Genomic DNA, 16,402 nt, shown 5'->3' with positions numbered 1-16,402 from the left:
CTCTTAAATTATCTGCGATTACAGTCCGAAATCAGCCGGTGCAAAGCCGAGGGCTAAGCAAATTTCACGGGCAGCATGCTTTTCGTCGTTATCAAAGTCACCATCACTCTTGGCGACTGCGATACCTACGCGCAAAGCAAGTTGTGCCGCTTCCGGTTGTTGTTTCAGTGCCATGATAAATTTCATGGCTTCACCTTTGCCAATGTCAGCATCAAATTCGTAGCTGCTGACCAGCTTGTTAAAGAACTCGATAATTTCAGCGGTATCGAATACTTTCAATTCAGGGGAGCTTTTGATGAACCCGATCATTTTCTGTTTTTCTTCTGAGCTGATGCCGTTGCTTGCCATTGCAACATGTGCGCATACCGCGACAGTGCCTTCCATGAACTTTCTGTTCTTGAAACGACCAACTTGGTTGGTCAGTTCTTCACGTCCTGCATTGAACGCGGATTTGATTTTATTTAAAAAGGACATAAGTCCCTCCGTTTGAGTAAAATAACCGTTATTTACTTCCCGATGTCCAGCGAAAGCCCCATCCAAATGCACGGTCCATCTCTTTGTGTCCACGGAAGTATTGATTGATGCGTTCTACTTTGATGGCACCGTTTTCATTGACAAGACGGGCGATGGCACACATTCCCTTGTTGTTTTGCCCTTCTGTCAGACGTGTTTCAATCGGGGGCTGGTCAGGGACGTGGATCGTGACGACACCATCGGTTTTGTCCCAGCTAGGCACGCCTTCATAGATAAAGGCGTAGATCAAAACTTCACGGATGTTTTTCCATTCAAGGCCATTGATATGGAGCCATTCACCATCACTCACACGACCGGTACGATCATCGCCCTGTAATTCAACATACGGTTCATAACGGTAATCGCCAAAACTGTTTCCCAATGCTTGTATAACGCCCTGCTCTCCGTCTTGCAGCCGGACAAATGCGCCAAGATCCAGATCCACACCTTTGTTTGAGCCGAACATACCCTGCAAAATGCCTTTTGAGGAGGAGGAAGTCTGATTCCAGTTAAGGTTAATGCGAATCTTACCGTAGTTATCACGTTTGCTCAGGCTGATAGCGGGTTTTTCTTTGGTCAGAGAAACTTTGCTCAGATTAATGCTACCCGGAGCCGAGGCTGGTGCTGGCGCAGGGACTGGTGTTGAAGTCGGCGTATCATCAATGATATCCACACCAAAATGTTCCGCCAGTGGTTTGAGTCCACCATTAAAACCCTGAGCAACAAAGCGGAATTTCCATTCCCCATTGCGGCGATAGAGTTCACCGAGGATTAAGGCGGCTTCTGTTCGGCCTTGCACTTCAATATTGCCTTGTAAAATCACACTGCTGTTCAGTTCAACCTGAATGCTGAGGCTGCGCAGGTTGGAGATAGTTTGATTGCCGTCGCAGGTGGCGGTAAACGACACTTTCTGAACATCCTGACCTAATGCGGGCAAGTTGACGAAGAATGAAGTATTGATGTTACCGCCAGCCAGCCGGATGGTATTGTCGTCACTGACAGGCTGACCGTAGAATATCATGTCCGGATCGCCTTTCACTTTACCATCGGCATACAAACGGAAAGCCGAGACATCAACGGCGGAACCTGACAGAACCCGTATGGTGAGTGTCTGGTTGGCAACGGGGGCATTTCCCCCGGGTGTCAGATTCATTAACGCACCACCGTCTCAACAATCTGCGGATACATTGCGTCAATGGTACGACTACGGCAAGGAACGCCATGTGCAGTGAAATCCCACTGACCGTCATTGCGGCGCAGGGAAGAGATAATAACGCCGGTATGGGCACCTTGTTCATGCAACTGATAGCGAGCAAGCTCTTTACCGCTTTGGTCAACAACACGGCAGAAGGCATTTTCAACATCATTGAAAGTCTGACCGCGGAAACTGTTAACGGTAAAAGCAAGATATTCAACATTGGCGGGTAATTTGATCAGGTTAACACGGATAATTTCGTCATCCCCATCGCCTTCACCTGTCAGATTGTCGCCAGTGTGTTGTACAGAACCACATTTAGATTTCAGTTGACCGAACCAGACTGTATCGATGGCATTACCTGATTTATCAAGCAGGATGCAGCTCGCATCTAGATCAATTTCATCATTGCCGCCGCCGAGTAAACTCGCCAGAAAGCCTTTCTTTTTAGTTACAGGATCCCAGCCCAGACCAAAATCTACTTTAGCCAGTGAAGCGCTCTGTTTAGAGAGCGAAACTGACTGATTTTTGCTTAACGAAACCATTAATGACACCTCTATTCTGTTTGTCGGTGGATCACGGTAATTTCACATATTAAAAAATCATAATATGACAAATAGATAGCCTGAATTTGTCATATTATGATTCCCAGAAACAGTGTATGTCGTCGTTAACTGCATGATAGGAAACAATCTGGCTTTATTTTTTATAATTTCTTTTCCATGCAAAAAAGTCAAACTAATTTTGCACTAAAAAATCATAATATGATTGACACTGATTTATTATCAACTCTAGACTGCGGCGAATATTTCATTGAAGCTGGAATTTTTAAAAAGGCATCACATGACCGCATTGAATAGCACTTACGTTGATCAAAAACAGGTTTATCAGAAAAAATTGAACAGCGGGACGTTGACGGTAAGTGCATCCCGTGGATATGTCTCTCTGGAGACGCTGTTTGATATTGCCGAACGCCGTAATCCGAAAAGGGCATTTTTGTTTGTCAGTAAAGTATTGGGGCGGCATATTCCTGTCAGCCCATCAGTTATGCGCTCGGTTTATCGGCAATTATCCGAGCGGTTTCCCGCTAATCTTCCCGGCCCTGTCTTGTATATTGGCATGGCAGAAACGGCGGTTGGCCTGGCTGCCGGCGTATTTCATGAAACGCATGATAAGGTTGAGGCTCCTGTATTCCTGACTTCAACACGTCATCCGGTTGATGGGGATTTATTGTGTGAATTTAAGGAGAACCACAGCCACGCAACAGATCATTTGATTTACTGGCCAACAGAAAGCCGATTGCGCCAGCGAGTGATGGATGCCCGTACTTTGGTTTTAATTGATGATGAAGCAACAACCGGCAATACGTTTATCAACCTGTTGGAAGCGTTGTGCAACGCGGGACTTGGGCATATTGAACGTATTGTTACGGTAACCTTGACTGACTGGAGTGGTGAGTCGGTGATGAAACGCAGCCTATTGCCAGTCTCTGCGGTTTCCCTGATTGAGGGAAATTGGCAATGGGCTGCGGATATTTCTGCCCCTGTTCCTGTTATGCCTCAAGTGAATGTCACAGCACGGGGAAAAGTCAGCATTATTGGCCAACAGAGTTGGGGACGCTTGGGTTTGGATGAAATCCAATGTGATATCGGTGCTGACATTCACGCTACAGCGGGCGAGAAAGTACTTGTATTGGGTTCCAGCGAATTTGTTTGGCAACCGTTCCTGCTGGCAGAACGCCTTGAGAAAGAAGGAGCGTTGGTGATATTTGGCTCAACAACCCGCTCTCCGATCTCTTGTGGTCATGCCATTCAATCTGTGATGGCATTTACCGATAACTACGGACTCGGTATTCCGAATTTTCTCTACAATGTTGCTCATCAACAGTTTGACCGTATATTGCTCTGCCTTGAAACCCCGAAAACAGCCGTTGATCCGGATTTGGTAGCTCAACTCGCTCGTATTTCTCCGGCTGTAGAGATCGTCTCCTATGATTAAGCCCGTCTTTTTAACTGATCTGGATGACACGTTATTTCAATCCCGCAGAAAATTGAAAAATATATTGGATGCATCGCTTTTGCGTGTTGGCGCGTTGGATAGAAAATCTTCTCCCCATAGTTATATGACCGAAGAACAGTTTATGTTGGTTGATTGGCTGCTGACTCATGCGGAAGTTATTCCTGTAACGGCCAGAAATACCGAACAATTCGGCCGTGTGCAGCTTCCTTTCAACTCTTGGCGTATTGTTTCACATGGTGCGGTTATCCTGACGCCGGAAGGCTTGGTTGACGAGTGCTGGCAATCGCATATGCTAGCGGAATTGATGCCGTACCGGGATCAGTTGCGGACACTGGAAGAATTGAGCGAACGCTTAATTGCATTTCATGGCATAGATGCCCGGGTGCGTATCGATTATGAGTATGGTGATGTGCCTGTTTTCTTAATCATTAAGCACCAAAACCACGATAGGCTGGATGAACTTAATGTACTGGCTGAAGCCTTGATTCAGGAAAATGATTTCCATCGCGATCAAAACGTTCATATTCAGGAAAGTTTTTATATCCATCACAACAATAACAACCTTACTTTGCTGCCGAACTGTGTTGACAAGGGGCTGGCAACTCGTCACCTTTTGCAAAGGCTCCGTGCTGAGAGAGGTATTTTTCCAGTCATTGGTCTGGGGGATAGTCTGAGTGATTATCGCTTCATGCAATTGTGCGATTGGTTTGGTATGCCTCAGAAAGGTCAGTTTGCTGACACATTAATGACTACCTTATTTGGAGCTGTAAATAATGAATAGCTTTCCTCTTTTTTCGGGGAGTTATGCCTCTGATGATGTTCAATTTCTGTTAAAACCTGTTCAAATTGAGATGACACCTGTTGATGTTAAGGAACAGTTGATCCAGTCTGGTGTCCGCCATTATTCAGATATGCTGAGTCAGGAACCGGAGCCGACGTCTTATCATCTTGAGTTGTTTAAGAAAGCGCTTGGGCAAGGCGCAACCAGATTGGCAACGGAAGTTGTTATGCTTGCTAAGGCGCTGATATCACGTTTTGATGACCAGCCGATTGTGTTGGTAAGTTTAGTCAGGGCTGGCGTACCGTTAGGGGTTATGCTGCATCAGACTCTCAGGAGGATGGGCAAGCGTTCTTATCATTATGGGGTCAGTATTATCCGGGATCGAGGTATTGATAATGCTGCGCTGTCATACATTGAACAACAACATGGTACTGATGGACTAGTTTTTGTTGATGGTTGGACAGGCAAAGGGGCGATTACCACAGAGCTATCGCGATCTTTGGCGGGGAGGGCAGGTTATTCGGGAATCCCTCGCCTGGTGGTATTGGCTGATCCTTATGGCTGTTCATGGTTGACTGCCAGTGATGATGATTGGTTGATCCCTTTTGGCATTATGGGAGCGCCGGTATCGGGCTTGATATCACGCTCTGTCTGGAGTGACAAAGGGCTGCATAGCTGTGTGAAGTGTGAGCACTTGATTGCGTATGAGTGTAGCCGCATGTTGGTGGATACAGTTGCTGAGTGCCGTGATCGGTTGGATCTGAATGTTATACCTCCAGCCGTTTTTTGGCGGCCGCAGGAAAAACATTTTTTATTGCAATTGAGTAAAACAGTGATTGCCAATCTGGCTGAAAAATACCAAATTGACAGTATTAATCGCATTAAACCCGGTATTGCTGAGGCAACTCGTGCTGTCTTACGACGTGTACCGGAACATATCCTTGTGCGTTCAAAAGATGATCCTGATGTTGCCCTATTAGTGCATTTGGCTCGCCAAAAAAATGTTGTTATTACCGAAGTCGGTGATTTGATTGGTCAATATCGTGCAGTGACTATTATTAAGAAGGTAGCATGATGATGTTTATTCCTTCTCCACACCAGCTTGGTGCAACTCTGTATATGCCGGCTACTCGCCAAAATATTGCAGAAATTATACTACAGAATAAAATTGCCGGCCTGCGTTCTCTGGTTATTTGTCTGGAAGATGCTGTCAGTGAGCAGGATATTCCCGCCGCTATCGAAAATCTCAGTGGTGTTCTCCAGTTACTGGCAGAAGCTGATAGACCACATTTAGGTACTGAGCGTAATCATCCCCTGATTTTTATCCGGCCACGCAACGAGATGATGGCAAGACAATTGATCGCCACTATGAATCTCAGTGCCATTAATGGACTGGTTTTACCCAAATTTACTTACGCTTCGTTAGCCGGTTGGTGGGAGATTATTCGCGCAACTCATCTTTGTATCATGCCCACGCTGGAGACAGAAGAGGCCTTTGATGTTCAAAAAATGAATCAGCTTGCTGATGCCCTCAAAGCGCACCCTTGCAAGATGCGAATTATTGCCCTTCGTATCGGCGGTAATGATCTGATGAATATGATGTCCCTGCGGCGTTCGCGGGATTTCACTCTCTATGACGGGCCGATGGGATATATTATTAAGATGCTGGTGGCTGTTTTTGCTGCGCGGGGATTCGCTCTGACGGCACCGGTTTGCGAGCATATTGATGACTTGAAACTACTTGAGAAAGAGCTGGTATTGGATATTGCCCACGGTTTGGTGGGAAAAACTGCCATCCACCCAAATCAGATTGAGTGTATCCACCGATCGCTTATGGTCAGTGCCCACGATTACACCGATGCGCTGAATATTCTTAATTCAAAGCAGGCGGTTTTCAAATCTCAGGGAGTCATGTGTGAACCAGCTACTCATCAACGTTGGGCGATAAATATCCTTGAACGGGCGGAGCACTATGGAATAGTTCCAGAAACGGCATAGTTCCAGAAGCGGTATAGTGCCAGAGGCTGAATAGAAGCTGAAACCTACGGGGAGAGCTATAAGGCTTTTTAATCTGTTTTGATATTGATTTAACTGTGATAAAGGCTATGCTGAAAGTCATCCTTGTAGTTAACAATAGGAGTTAACAGCAGGAAATTTTGGTTTTGTTATCCCTCGCTTGGTAATTAAAAAATGTTGCTCAGTCCCAAACAATTTAGAAATTTCAAGTTAACCTTATTACTTTCGCATGGCAAACCGGTTAGCAAGGCTAAAATCATCCAGGAACTCAATTGTTCGGAACCAACATTGCTCCGTGCCCTTCGGGAATTGAGGGATCTTTATTGTGCTGATGTTCGGTTTAGTAAAATAGGCAATACTTATCAGCTGGTTGATAAAGGGATGCTGACTAAAAAAGATGCCAAAAGGATCGAAGAATTACTCGTTCAGCATCTCAGTTTAAAAGCCGAAGAAGCAACCAGCCATGTCTTTCTTGATAAAGAGAAGAAAAAGCCTGTTTCTCTCTCCCTGAGAATGTCAGTGATCAGAAAAATTGATGGCTTGTCTAATCGGCTTGAGACAACCAGAAGTGAAGTGGTTGAAATGGTCGTAGACAGGTTTATTGAGAATCTGCTGAAAGAAACTATTAACAGTCATTTACCTAAACGGAAAAACCCATAATGCCAGCCAGTTGAATTTAACTGGCATCAGGGTGATGTTTTATGGCTTGAAAGGACGCTTAATGGTTGTGGCGCGTAAGTTTGTCAAGATATCCCATGACAAATGCGGACAAAACGAAGGTGAGGTGGATAATGACATACCACATAAGTTTATTGTCCGGCATATTTCTGGCATCCATAAAAACACGCAGGAGGTGAATGGAGGAAATAGCGACAATTGAGGCTGCAACTTTATTTTTGAGTGAAGTTGCATCCATTTTTCCCAGCCAGCTCAGCTTTTCCTTGCTCTCGTGGATATCCAAACTTGAAACAAAGTTTTCATAGCCAGAAAACATCACCATCACCAACAACCCACCAACCAACGTCATATCAATCAGAGAAAGCAGTGTCAGGATCAGGTCAGATTCTGTAATGGAAAAAATATGCGGCAGGATGTGCAGGATTTCCTGAAAGAATTTAACCGCAAGAGCAAGTAGTCCCAATGATAAACCAAAATAAACGGGTGCAAGTAGCCAACGAGAGGCATACATAGCGTTTTCGAGAAAGCGTTCCATGTTTTTTAAAATTTGTTACAAAAGGGGCGGTATTATAGATCAAGAGAGTGAAAGCTATGCAATACATATCGATAGCCAGACAATGATAAATGCCAGTGTGAGGCGGCAAGGGAGTGAATTCTCGGGAGCCATTGATAACCGTATATTTATAAAAACGGTGACTGGGATGAGCAAGTGTAGCCAACAAAGATGCAACTTGAAGGAAGGGTGATATAGACCTTACAACGGTATTTTCTAGCCTTGGTGTTTTGAGGAAGTAAAGAGGATATCTAATGGCTTTGCTGATGGGAGAACTACTTTTATGAAATCCAATGAGCCAGCCATTGCTACAATCTGGATTGACAATGCAAGAACAAAAATTGTGACTAGAATCACATTCTCACACTCCATGAAACCGATTACATGAATAACAAATTTCCATAACCCCCACAATAGAAACAGGGGACAGTTACCCCTGTTTCTATTAGGCACCTGCCACATCTGGATACGAGAGTCTACACACTAAATATAATCCAGTCCGAATCTGATTGATCCCAACTACAGGCAAAAGTACTTACCTGCATTGGCGTTTTCCCATTATCAATGAAAATTTTAAAAATGTGCTTTTGGCATTGCTGAAATGAAACCTCATGTGTGATCGAAAATTGAAAAATGGCAAGTAATTAAGTGATCTTCATTCCATTTTTAAAATTTAACACCAATTTCACCTGTCTGATTTTTGATCATAATCCATTTATTGTTAAACAATATAAGAACAATAAGTCAACAATGCGCACAACTTAAACCAACAATGATTAAATAAAATATTTCTAAGAGGAAATAATATATGCAGCACACTATCAATTTCTGGCCATTAATCGGGATCGCCGTCATTATCATTGGTTTTATCATCAAGTTTAACCCTGTGCTGGTTGTCACTATTGCTGGCCTTATCACTGGGTTAGCCGCCAATATGTCGATAATCAATATTCTGGAGAAACTGGGTTCCGGGTTTATTAATACATTAAATTTATCACTGACCATCCTTTTTCCATTGGTCATCATTGGCCTGCTGGAAAGGCATGGATTAAAAGAGCAAGCCCAGAAATCTATTGCTCATATTAAAACTGTCACTACCGGGCGGTTACTGATTATCTATCTGTTTATACGTGAAACTTCTGCCGCTCTGGGGTTAACCAGTTTAGGCGGGCATCCGCAAATGGTTCGTCCTTTACTGGCTCCTATGGCAGAAGGTGCTGCTGAAAACCAGTATGGTGCATTACCAGATTCAGTCCGTCATCGTATTCGGGCCATGTCAGCCGCAACAGATAATACAGGTTTGTTTTTTGGTGAAGATATTTTTGTCGCTTTTGGCGCGATTATCTTTATGCACAATTTCATGCTGGAATCAGGTGGAATTCAAACCGAGCCTCTGCATATCGCCCTCTGGGGAATTCCCACTGCAATTTGTGCTTTCCTGATCCACTCTGTTCGGTTATATCGCCTTGATTACCACCTTGCCAATGAACTTAATTCTTTGAAGCATGCCAGCTCAAATAGCAAGGGGGAGAAATAATGTTTCAATTACAATACCTCTATGTGCTGGCAGGACTTCTCTTATTAGCTGTTGCTATCATGTCATGGAGCGATAAAGCTAACCCTCGTCGCATAACAACAGGCCTATTCTGGGCACTGTACGGTTTAATCTTTCTTGCGGGGAAATGGAGCGGACACCTTGTGTCTCTCTGGATCAATGATGAAAACTACGCCCAAAAAACCGCTTATATCGGTGTTGGTATGTTGGTAATCATTATGGCTTTACTGGCCGGGTTCGGTGGTGTTCGTCTGGGAAATTACCATCAACGCACACCAGAACAGCGGCAAAAAAGTGCACAACGTCTTGGTAGTCGGTTATTTCTGCCAGCATTGCTAATCCCAATTGTGACAATGTTTGGCGTGCTAGCGTTTAACCATATTCCCGGTTTACAACAAGCTGTTTTTGGAACAGGGAATCATTCTACTCTGGTGACTCTCTTTTCCATTACACTTGGCTGTTTGATTGGATTAATCATTGCGCTACGCATGAGCCATGATGCCATTACACAGCCAATACAAGAGACCCGACGCCTGCTGGATTCAATTGGTTGTGTCTTTATTCTTCCACAAATTCTGGCAACGCTCGGATTGTTGTTTGCCGCCGCTGGTGTAGGTACTTTGGTTTCCCATCTGACCGAAAATTATTTAGCTGTCGATAATCGATTTATCGCTGTGGTCACTTATGTTTTTGGCATGGCGCTGCTAACGATGATAATGGGTAATGCGTTTGCCGCTTTTCCTATCATTACCGCCGGTATTGGTATTCCTATTTTGATATTGCAACATGGTGGCAATCCGGCGGTTATGGCTGCCATCGGTATGTTTTCAGGCTATTGTGGTACGTTAATGACTCCAATGGCTGCTAATTTCAATATTGTTCCCGCTGCGCTGCTGGAACTGCCCGATCGCAATGCAGTTATCAAAGCACAAATCCCCACAGGCTGTACTTTACTGATTACTAATGTGTTCTTACTCTATTTTCTAATGTTCTTATAAACAACGATAAGGAAATATTATGAAAACGATTCTAGTCACAGGCTTTGAACCTTTCGGCGGTGAGACGATAAATTCGTCATGGGAAGCCATCAAGTCATTACAAGGGTACCAAATTGCGGATGCATATGTTGAAGTCTGCCAGTTACCCTGTGTTTTCAATCACTCTCTGGAACACCTCTATGCCGCAATTGAGAGAGTTAAACCGGAAGTGGTCATTTCAACCGGAGAAGCAGGGGGTAAGCCAGATATCACGGTAGAGCAGGTCGCAATCAATATTAACGATGCTCGTATTCCTGATAATGCTGGTAATCAACCCATTGATACACCGGTTATTGTCGATGGCCCTGCGGCTTATTTTTCTACCCTGCCCATTAAAACCGTGGTCAATGAATTAAGACTTGCCGGAATTCCCGCAACAGTTTCCCAAACTGCCGGCACCTTTGTTTGCAATCATATCATGTACGGTTTACAGCATTATCTGAACCAATATTACCCTTCTGTGCGTGGCGGATTTATTCATCTTCCTTATTTGCCAGAACAGGCGGTAAAACATGCAAATAAGCCAAGTATGGGCGTAGAAATGATGTCAACAGCCTTGAAAATAGCTATTCAATCAACATTGAAAAACGAAAAGGATATTGAGGTTATAGGTGGGACAACAAACTGAGAAGATAGCCACTGAATGCCAGTGGCTAATTAACTTAGAAAAGAAACTGTTTTTAGAAAGGTAACAGTTGGTAGAAATTCAGCAACCAGATAACTGCAACTGCAAAAATCGCCGCGATAATGTCATCCAGCATAATGCCAACCCCGCCTTTTACATAGCGGTCAAACCAACGGATCGGCCACGGTTTCCACATATCGAAAATGCGGAATACCACAAAACCAACTAAAACCCACTGCCAGTTGAGCACAGGGATCGCCATCAGAGTAATCCACATGCCAATGAATTCATCCCAAACCACACAGCCCGGATCTTCCACGTTCATTGCATCAGCGGCTTTCTGACAAATCACACATCCAATGACCGTTCCCAGTAAGATAACCAACCATATTCCCCATGTCGGCAACTGCATTAGCAGTAACCAGAAAGGGATCGCCGCCACTGAGCCCATCGTGCCCGGAATTATTGGTGATAAGCCGCTCCCGAACCCCGTAGCCAATAAATGCCACGGATTGCTCATTTTTAAGTGACGTTTTGCATCATCCATGTGTTCCCTCCGTATGATCATTTTCTGTTTGCTGTTCTGCCGAAAAAGGGGCTACTGGTTTTTTATCGGTTTTAAAATGGTTAAAGCCTTTCAGATCCAGCTGAATTTCTTCATTGTTGTTAAAATAGCGGATACCTTCTGATTCTGGCCTGATTTGCCCAATACAACAGAAACTGGCTCCAGAGTGAGCCAACGCCATATTTAATGCACCACGGTTAAGCTCAGGTACAGTAAAGCACAATTCATAGTCTTCCCCACCACTCAACGCCCATTTCAACGCCTGTTCAGAAGCAACATATTGCTGCATTGCTTCAGAATAAGGCAACGCATCCAGGTTAATATGCGCACCACATTGGCTGGCAGACAAGATATGGTTGAGATCAGAAATCAAGCCATCGGACAGATCAATCGCCGAAGAAGCCAGAGCACGAAGTGCCTGTCCTTGTAGAACCCGTGGCTGCGGGCGTAGATGGCGTTTAACCAACCAGTTGTGGACTGCCGTATCTTCCACGGTCAGACGATCTTGCAACAGAGCAAGGCCTGCGGCACTGTCACCCAATGTTCCGGTTACATAAATCCAGTCACCGTTCTTTGCACCAGTGCGGCGTAACGCGCGGCCAGCCGGAACTAAACCATGTACGGTTAACGTCAAACTCATGGGACCTTTTGTGGTATCCCCACCAATCAATTGCATACCGTAATAATTCAGTTGCTCAAACAGACTGTCACTGAATCGCTTTAACCAATCTTCATTGATGTCGGGCAATGTTAATGCCAGCGATGCCCAGGCAGGATCTGCACCAACGGCAGCCAGATCACTGATATTGACAGCCAATGCCTTATAGGCCAAATCTTCCGGTGAGATCTCAGGAAGAAAATGAACACCAGCAACCAAAGTATCGGTTGTTACCGCTAGTTCTTGTTTATCTGCAACGGTCATCAGCGCACAATCATCACCAATCCCTAGATTTACATCACGTCGGCGGATGATATGGCGATTGAAATAACGTGCAATGAGGTCAAATTCACCACATGCCATAATAGAATTCCAGAAAGTGACTGACGATGAGCGCATGAGGCCGGATTACCGGCCTCATGCGTAAAATCATCAAGTTATAATGGGGAACTCCTGGCAAGCAATCACTTTTTCTTGCGTGCTGCCGGACCAGCTTTATCCAATACCCCATTCACGAATTTATGACTATCTTCAGCGCCAAACGTTTTCGCCAGTTCGATACCTTCATTGATAGCCACTTTGTAGGGAACATCATCACGAAAGCTTAGTTCAAACATCGAAACGCGCAAGATGGCTTTTTCGACCTGCCCCAACTCTTCAAGCTGACGAGAAAGATAAGGTGCCATCAAGGCATCCAATTTTGCAGCATTGACCGCTACCCCGGATAACAATTCACGAAAATAGGTGATATCAACACCAGTTACGTCCTGCTCTGACAGAAAATCCAATTCAACATCAGCAATACTATTATTGGATAATTGCCATGAATAAATTGCCTGAACAGCACACTCACGAGCACGACGACGAGCAGCAGGTTTCACAAGATTCCCCTTAATTAACACTTAAAAATTCAGCCTTTAATGGCTTTGATTACATTGATCATTTCCAATGCGGTCAAGGCAGCTTCTGCCCCTTTATTACCTGCTTTGGTACCTGCGCGTTCGATTGCCTGTTCAATATTTTCAGTCGTCAGAACACCAAACGTGACAGGGATATCACTGGACATTGCTACGCTGGATAAACCAGAGCTGCATTCACCAGCAACATATTCGAAGTGAGCTGTACCGCCGCGGATAACAGTCCCCAAAGCGATAACCGCATCATATTTATTGGTTTCAGCCAGTGCCTTAGCCGTCAATGGCAATTCATAGGCACCTGGAACCCATACTACGGTGATATTATCTGAAGAAACCTGACCGATGCGTTCCAGTGCATCTACGGCTCCTTCCAGCAGGCTGTCATTAATGAAGTTGTTAAAGCGGGCAATTGCAATTGCAATGCGGGCTTCAGGGGCTGCAACAACACCTTTGATTACGTTCATAGCCTTCCTTATATTTTTATTCATATCCGCAGGGGCGCGGATCTTATCACATTATTTTTCTCTGCGTCTTGGTTTATGTCCAAACTTAAATCAGAACCTAAACCGGGCGTAAGCGGAGACGTACATCAGACCCAATCTGCTTTACATCAAACAAAGTGAATTCAGGGGCATCCGAGAGTCTTTGCAATTCTGGGATATCGAACAATCCACGGGCACTATTTCCCAGTACTTTAGGTGCAATATAAAGGATTAATTCATCGACCAGCCCCAGGGACAATAGAGCACCGGCCAAAGCAGGGCCACATTCCGCCCAAACTGAATTTATCTGACGCTTGCCCAGCTGCATCATCAGCAGAACCAAATCAACACCATTACCATGTACCGGCAATAAAATCTGTTCGACATTATCAGGCCATTGCTGTTCGTTTTTGTTAGTACGTGCTAACCAACATTGCCCTGTTTGCTGGACAACTTGATGCTGCGGTGTGACACGATTTTGGCTATCAGTTATGATACGGATGGGTTGACGAAGCTGCTCTTGGGGATAAACCGATTGTGTTTCAGCATCCAGTTCATTCCAACGAACAGTCAGTGAAGGATCATCAGCCAATACTGTTGCGCTCGAACTCAAAATTGCGCTGCACTGTGCCCGAAATTTCTGCACATCTTCACGCGCCTGTGGTGAAGTAATCCATTTACTTTCCCCAGATGATAACGCGGTGCGGCCATCCAATGATGCCCCCAGCTTTAATTGCAGATAAGGGAACCCCGTACGCATACGTTTGAGAAATCCCTTATTCAAAGATTCTGCCTGATTCATCATCAGACCATGTTCGACAGCTATACCTTCCTGCTGTAATTTATACAAACCACGTCCGGCTACTTGCGGATTGGGATCTTGCATGGCGACCACAACACGGCTTAGACCGGCGGCAATCAAGGCATCAGCACAGGGAGGAGTCTTACCGTGATGGCTGCATGGTTCAAGCGTCACGTAAGCGGTGGCTCCTTTGGCTTTTTCACCAGCCATACGCAGGGCATGTACCTCTGCATGAGGCTCACCTGCACATAAATGAAAACCTTCCCCTACTATCTGATCATCCTTAACGATGACACAACCTACATTCGGGTTAGGGGATGTTGTAAAACGCCCTTGATACGCCAATTCCAGCGCCCGGGACATATAAATTTCATCAAGTGTCATAATTTTTTGGTAGCCGTATTTGTAGCATAATGAGATTTCTTGAAAGATATCATTTTTGAAAACCAGCGTTCTCAATCTTGTAGTTTGGCAATCTCTTCGCCAAATTCTCGGATATCCTCAAAACTACGGTAAACAGATGCAAAACGAATATAGGCCACTTTATCAAGTTTTTTCAGTGCATCCATGACAAAATTTCCAATCATTTTGGATTGGATTTCACGTTCTCCCGTTGCCCGCACCTGAGATTTAATATGGCTAATCGCTGTTTCCACATCATCAGAACTGACAGGGCGCTTCTCCAGTGCCTTTTGCATACCACGACGCAACTTTTCTTCGTCAAAAGGCTCCCGAATATCATCACTCTTAATAACTCGTGGCATCACCAGTTCTGCGATTTCAAACGTAGTGAAGCGTTCATGACACTCCAGGCACTGACGGCGACGGCGCACTTGTGAGCCATCCCCAACCAGGCGGGAATCAATAACTTTAGTATCAACGGCTGCGCAAAATGGGCAATGCATATCGTTTCCTGACAGTTAACCGAAGGGAGAATGACAGTGTACCTTGAAGTGATAATGAAAAACACCCTGTCAGTGAGTACTCACAGGGTGTTTAGACGCTATCAAAACTCGATCATGCTAAATACATTAGGGAAGTATGGAAGGCTGATCAGCCCCTTCTTTCTCAACTTTCTGCTGAATCATATGTTCACGTTTCATACCCAGCTTCAAGGCCAATGCAGAAGCAACATAGATGGAAGAAACTGTACCGATGGAAACACCGATTAACATTGCCAGTGAGAAGCCTTTCAGCATTTCCCCACCGAAAATGTACAGCATCAACACAACCAGCAATGTTGTGGCTGAAGTCATGATTGTACGACTCAGAGTCTGGGTCAATGAAACATTCATGATCTCATAAGAGGTACCACGGCGTATCTTGCGGAAGTTTTCACGAATACGATCCGACACAACAATACTATCGTTCAATGAATAACCGATAACGGACATCAATGATGCAACGATAGTCAGGTCAACCTCAATCTGGAACAACGACAGAATACCCAGAGTGATAATTACGTCATGTGCAAGAGCAATCACTGCTCCCAATGCCAAACGCCACTCAAAGCGGAAACCGACATAAATCAGGATACAGATCAATGCAACCAATAGCGCCATTGCTCCGGTTTGCGCCAGTTCGCTTCCTACACTCGGACCGACGAACTCTACGCGTTTAACCGTAGCATCGTTATCAATATTCTGGTTAATAACGGAAATAACCTTATTACCCAGTTCCTGTCCTGCGTTACCTGCCACCGGAGGCATACGCACCATCACATCCCGACTGCTGCCGAAATTTTGCAAAAGCGCATCAGAAAAACCATTCTGTGTCAGGCTCTGGCGCATCTTGTCCAGATCCGCAGGCTTGCTCAGGTTAATCTCAATGACCGTCCCACCGGTAAAATCAAGCCCCCAGTTAAACCCACGAACGCCCATCGTAACGATGGAAGCCACCAAAAGCAGGAACGAAATCCCAAAGGCAACGTTGTCCCAGCGCATAAAGTCAATGACTCTACGCCCATAGTTTAATTGTTCAACAGTATAATCCTGTGCCACAACGTG

At 44.9% G+C, this 16,402-nt stretch carries 19 protein-coding genes; 8 read left to right on the top strand and 11 right to left on the bottom strand.

What is annotated here, in order from left to right; all coding sequences use genetic code 11:
* Positions 1-18: 18 nt before the first annotated feature.
* The 3 genes from AACQ81_RS03045 to AACQ81_RS03035 are packed head-to-tail and all read right to left on the bottom strand — an operon-like array spanning position 19 to position 2,253.
* Positions 19-474: a tellurite resistance TerB family protein gene (locus AACQ81_RS03045; RefSeq protein WP_237386256.1), complete on the bottom strand. Its 456-nt coding sequence runs from the start codon at positions 472-474 to the stop codon at positions 19-21.
* A gap of 28 nt (positions 475-502) precedes the next feature.
* Entirely contained in the window at positions 503-1,666 is a 1,164-nt protein-coding gene (locus AACQ81_RS03040; RefSeq protein ID WP_237386255.1) for a TerD family protein, read from the bottom strand.
* The gene (locus AACQ81_RS03035; protein WP_237386254.1) at positions 1,666-2,253 is read right to left on the bottom strand and encodes a TerD family protein; all 588 of its coding nucleotides are present in this window, start codon (positions 2,251-2,253) and stop codon (positions 1,666-1,668) included. The genes AACQ81_RS03040 and AACQ81_RS03035 overlap by 1 nt, the downstream gene beginning before the upstream one ends.
* A 298-nt stretch (positions 2,254-2,551) precedes the next feature.
* Between AACQ81_RS03035 and AACQ81_RS03030 the strand changes: the two genes are divergently transcribed.
* The 5 genes from AACQ81_RS03030 to AACQ81_RS03010 all read left to right on the top strand — a co-directional run bounded on the left by AACQ81_RS03030 (position 2,552) and on the right by AACQ81_RS03010 (position 7,184).
* Positions 2,552-3,706 (top strand): phosphoribosyltransferase domain-containing protein, encoded by a 1,155-nt coding sequence (locus tag AACQ81_RS03030; protein WP_237386253.1) that lies wholly within the window; start codon positions 2,552-2,554, stop codon positions 3,704-3,706.
* Positions 3,699-4,508: a hypothetical protein gene (locus AACQ81_RS03025; protein ID WP_237386252.1), complete on the top strand. Its 810-nt coding sequence runs from the start codon at positions 3,699-3,701 to the stop codon at positions 4,506-4,508. Before AACQ81_RS03030 ends, AACQ81_RS03025 begins: the two co-directional genes overlap by 8 nt.
* Positions 4,501-5,583, top strand: coding sequence for a cysteine protease StiP family protein (locus AACQ81_RS03020; protein ID WP_237386251.1), 1,083 nt, complete (start codon positions 4,501-4,503; stop codon positions 5,581-5,583). Before AACQ81_RS03025 ends, AACQ81_RS03020 begins: the two co-directional genes overlap by 8 nt.
* Positions 5,583-6,506, top strand: a complete 924-nt coding sequence (locus AACQ81_RS03015; RefSeq protein WP_237386289.1) for an HpcH/HpaI aldolase/citrate lyase family protein — start codon at positions 5,583-5,585, stop codon at positions 6,504-6,506. Before AACQ81_RS03020 ends, AACQ81_RS03015 begins: the two co-directional genes overlap by 1 nt.
* A 192-nt stretch (positions 6,507-6,698) precedes the next feature.
* Entirely contained in the window at positions 6,699-7,184 is a 486-nt protein-coding gene (locus AACQ81_RS03010) for a tellurium resistance protein TerW (RefSeq protein ID WP_237386250.1), read from the top strand.
* Positions 7,185-7,242: 58 nt separating this feature from the next.
* On the opposite strand, the gene AACQ81_RS03005 is transcribed toward AACQ81_RS03010, so the two are convergent.
* A complete protein-coding gene (locus AACQ81_RS03005; protein ID WP_237386249.1) occupies positions 7,243-7,737 on the bottom strand; it encodes a TIGR00645 family protein in 495 nt (164 codons plus the stop codon).
* An 826-nt stretch (positions 7,738-8,563) separates the two neighbouring features.
* Here AACQ81_RS03005 and AACQ81_RS03000 point away from each other — a divergent pair.
* The 3 genes from AACQ81_RS03000 to pcp are packed head-to-tail and all read left to right on the top strand — an operon-like array spanning position 8,564 to position 10,975.
* Entirely contained in the window at positions 8,564-9,292 is a 729-nt protein-coding gene (locus AACQ81_RS03000) for a DUF969 domain-containing protein (protein ID WP_237386248.1), read from the top strand.
* A complete protein-coding gene (locus AACQ81_RS02995; RefSeq protein WP_237386288.1) occupies positions 9,289-10,308 on the top strand; it encodes a DUF979 domain-containing protein in 1,020 nt (339 codons plus the stop codon). Before AACQ81_RS03000 ends, AACQ81_RS02995 begins: the two co-directional genes overlap by 4 nt.
* A gap of 19 nt (positions 10,309-10,327) precedes the next feature.
* On the top strand, positions 10,328-10,975 hold the full coding sequence (gene pcp / locus AACQ81_RS02990; protein ID WP_237386247.1) for a pyroglutamyl-peptidase I: 648 nt from the start codon (positions 10,328-10,330) through the stop codon (positions 10,973-10,975).
* Between the two features lie 52 nt (positions 10,976-11,027).
* Here pcp and pgpA read toward each other — a convergent pair whose 3' ends face one another.
* The 7 genes from pgpA to secF all read right to left on the bottom strand — a co-directional run bounded on the left by pgpA (position 11,028) and on the right by secF (position 16,396).
* Positions 11,028-11,519 carry a phosphatidylglycerophosphatase A gene (gene pgpA / locus AACQ81_RS02985; protein WP_237386246.1) on the bottom strand — a complete coding sequence of 164 codons (492 nt, stop codon included), beginning with the start codon at positions 11,517-11,519 and terminating at the stop codon, positions 11,028-11,030.
* Positions 11,512-12,558 (bottom strand): thiamine-phosphate kinase, encoded by a 1,047-nt coding sequence (thiL, locus tag AACQ81_RS02980; RefSeq protein ID WP_237386245.1) that lies wholly within the window; start codon positions 12,556-12,558, stop codon positions 11,512-11,514. The genes pgpA and thiL overlap by 8 nt, the downstream gene beginning before the upstream one ends.
* Before the next feature lie 101 nt (positions 12,559-12,659).
* The gene (gene nusB / locus AACQ81_RS02975; RefSeq protein ID WP_237386244.1) at positions 12,660-13,076 is read right to left on the bottom strand and encodes a transcription antitermination factor NusB; all 417 of its coding nucleotides are present in this window, start codon (positions 13,074-13,076) and stop codon (positions 12,660-12,662) included.
* A 29-nt stretch (positions 13,077-13,105) separates the two neighbouring features.
* Positions 13,106-13,576, bottom strand: coding sequence for a 6,7-dimethyl-8-ribityllumazine synthase (ribH, locus tag AACQ81_RS02970; RefSeq protein WP_237386243.1), 471 nt, complete (start codon positions 13,574-13,576; stop codon positions 13,106-13,108).
* A 97-nt stretch (positions 13,577-13,673) separates the two neighbouring features.
* Positions 13,674-14,780, bottom strand: coding sequence for a bifunctional diaminohydroxyphosphoribosylaminopyrimidine deaminase/5-amino-6-(5-phosphoribosylamino)uracil reductase RibD (ribD, locus tag AACQ81_RS02965; protein ID WP_237386242.1), 1,107 nt, complete (start codon positions 14,778-14,780; stop codon positions 13,674-13,676).
* A 71-nt stretch (positions 14,781-14,851) separates the two neighbouring features.
* On the bottom strand, positions 14,852-15,301 hold the full coding sequence (nrdR, locus tag AACQ81_RS02960; protein ID WP_237386241.1) for a transcriptional regulator NrdR: 450 nt from the start codon (positions 15,299-15,301) through the stop codon (positions 14,852-14,854).
* Between the two features lie 126 nt (positions 15,302-15,427).
* Positions 15,428-16,396, bottom strand: a complete 969-nt coding sequence (gene secF, locus AACQ81_RS02955) for a protein translocase subunit SecF (protein WP_237386240.1) — start codon at positions 16,394-16,396, stop codon at positions 15,428-15,430.
* Positions 16,397-16,402 lie beyond the last annotated feature (6 nt).

Origin of the sequence: Xenorhabdus sp. Sc-CR9 (assembly GCF_963897815.1) — a bacterium.
Classification (GTDB): domain Bacteria; phylum Pseudomonadota; class Gammaproteobacteria; order Enterobacterales; family Enterobacteriaceae; genus Xenorhabdus.
Note: the sequence above shows the minus strand (reverse complement) of the source record. Positions and strands in the feature narration are given on the sequence as shown.

Coding starts and splice junctions, on each gene's coding strand:
- AACQ81_RS03045 (WP_237386256.1), bottom strand. CDS start 474: ATGTCCTTTTTAAATAAAATCAAATCCGCGTTCAATGCAGGACGTGAA.
- AACQ81_RS03040 (WP_237386255.1), bottom strand. CDS start 1,666: ATGAATCTGACACCCGGGGGAAATGCCCCCGTTGCCAACCAGACACTC.
- AACQ81_RS03035 (WP_237386254.1), bottom strand. CDS start 2,253: ATGGTTTCGTTAAGCAAAAATCAGTCAGTTTCGCTCTCTAAACAGAGC.
- AACQ81_RS03030 (WP_237386253.1), top strand. CDS start 2,552: ATGACCGCATTGAATAGCACTTACGTTGATCAAAAACAGGTTTATCAG.
- AACQ81_RS03025 (WP_237386252.1), top strand. CDS start 3,699: ATGATTAAGCCCGTCTTTTTAACTGATCTGGATGACACGTTATTTCAA.
- AACQ81_RS03020 (WP_237386251.1), top strand. CDS start 4,501: ATGAATAGCTTTCCTCTTTTTTCGGGGAGTTATGCCTCTGATGATGTT.
- AACQ81_RS03015 (WP_237386289.1), top strand. CDS start 5,583: ATGATGTTTATTCCTTCTCCACACCAGCTTGGTGCAACTCTGTATATG.
- AACQ81_RS03010 (WP_237386250.1), top strand. CDS start 6,699: ATGTTGCTCAGTCCCAAACAATTTAGAAATTTCAAGTTAACCTTATTA.
- AACQ81_RS03005 (WP_237386249.1), bottom strand. CDS start 7,737: ATGGAACGCTTTCTCGAAAACGCTATGTATGCCTCTCGTTGGCTACTT.
- AACQ81_RS03000 (WP_237386248.1), top strand. CDS start 8,564: ATGCAGCACACTATCAATTTCTGGCCATTAATCGGGATCGCCGTCATT.
- pcp (WP_237386247.1), top strand. CDS start 10,328: ATGAAAACGATTCTAGTCACAGGCTTTGAACCTTTCGGCGGTGAGACG.
- pgpA (WP_237386246.1), bottom strand. CDS start 11,519: ATGGATGATGCAAAACGTCACTTAAAAATGAGCAATCCGTGGCATTTA.
- thiL (WP_237386245.1), bottom strand. CDS start 12,558: ATGGCATGTGGTGAATTTGACCTCATTGCACGTTATTTCAATCGCCAT.
- ribH (WP_237386243.1), bottom strand. CDS start 13,576: ATGAACGTAATCAAAGGTGTTGTTGCAGCCCCTGAAGCCCGCATTGCA.
- ribD (WP_237386242.1), bottom strand. CDS start 14,780: ATGACACTTGATGAAATTTATATGTCCCGGGCGCTGGAATTGGCGTAT.
- nrdR (WP_237386241.1), bottom strand. CDS start 15,301: ATGCATTGCCCATTTTGCGCAGCCGTTGATACTAAAGTTATTGATTCC.